The organism is Cobetia sp., assembly GCF_983723665.1.
The window spans coordinates 1-1,176 of sequence record NZ_CFDJES010000172.1 but is presented as its reverse complement, the minus strand read 5'-3'; the positions used below and the strand labels follow the sequence as shown (position 1 = coordinate 1,176).

General features: G+C 64.9%; 1 protein-coding gene and 1 pseudogene. Both read right to left on the bottom strand.

Annotated elements, in window-relative coordinates:
* Positions 1-711 (bottom strand): MFS transporter (locus tag AC4FAH_RS13150; protein WP_490246177.1); only part of this gene is annotated, 711 nt, incomplete at its 3' end.
* A gap of 97 nt (positions 712-808) precedes the next feature.
* Positions 809-1,072, bottom strand: a pseudogene (locus AC4FAH_RS13145) (MFS transporter); the annotation flags it as partial.
* Positions 1,073-1,176: the final 104 nt, after the last annotated feature.

Here is a 1,176-nt window from a genome sequence, read left to right as displayed (position 1 = left end):
TGAAGAGGCCGAGCGACGCTGCTTTACACCATGATGCACCAGTGCCACCGCTGCCAGTGCCAGCCCGAACAGCGACATGCCCTGCCAGCCATGCACGCTCATCATCTTGACGCCGATGGCGGAACCGGCTGCCGCACCGAGGTAGTAGCACAGCATGTAGACGGCGTTCATGCGGCTCTGGGCCTTGGGGTCGATCGAGAATACGCGCACCTGGTTGGGAATCTGGGCCGCGAAGACGCCCAGGTCCAGCAGGATGATTCCGACGATCAGCCCTGCCAGGCTGTTTCCCCAGAGGCCGAGCACCGCGAAGGACGCCAGCACCATCACCAGGGCGAAGCTGATCAGGCGCCCTGCGCCGACACGATTGACCAGACGGCCCGCCGCCTTGGCCCCGAAGATGCCGGCCAGCCCGATGATACCGAACAGCCCTGCCTGCTGGACGCTGTAGTCAAACGGCGCATCGGTGACGTGAATGGCCAGCGTCGCCCACATGGCATTGAAGGCCGCGAACCACAGTGCGCCGGTCAGTGCGGACTCTCGCAGCAGGGCATGTTCCTTGAACAGCGTGCCCATCGAGAGGATCAGTCTGGGGTAGGCCATCTGCACGGCAGGCGCGCGACTGGGCAGGTGACGATGCAGCAGCACACCGATTATGACGGCGAGGATGGCCGCGACCAGGAAGACGCTGCGCCAGCCCCAGTATTCGCCGATGCTGCCGCTCAGAGTGCGTGACAGCAGTATGCCGATGGTTCAACCCCGTCATCAGGGTGGCGATGTTCTTGCCGCGCGCCTCGGGGGTGGACAGCGAGGCGGTCAGCGGAATCAGCTGCTGGGTGATGTTGGCGCCCAGCCCGGCCACGAAGCTTGCCAGCAACAGCGGCCAGAAGCTGGGGGCCAGGGAGATGCCCAGTGAGGCCAGTGCCAGTGTGATGGACAGATTGCGGATAAGCTGGCGGCTGTCCATGGTGTCGCCCAGCGGCGAGATCAGCAGGATGGCGGCGGCGTAGCCGAATTGGGTCGCGAAGGGAATCAGGCCGATCATGCCCTGGCTCACGCCCAGTGAGCGGGCCATCTCTGCCAGCAGCGGCTGGTTGTAGTACAGATTGGCGGCAGTTGCAGCGACCGCGATCGCCATCAGCAACAGCAGACCACGGCCAATGGCGGGCGTGCTGTCGG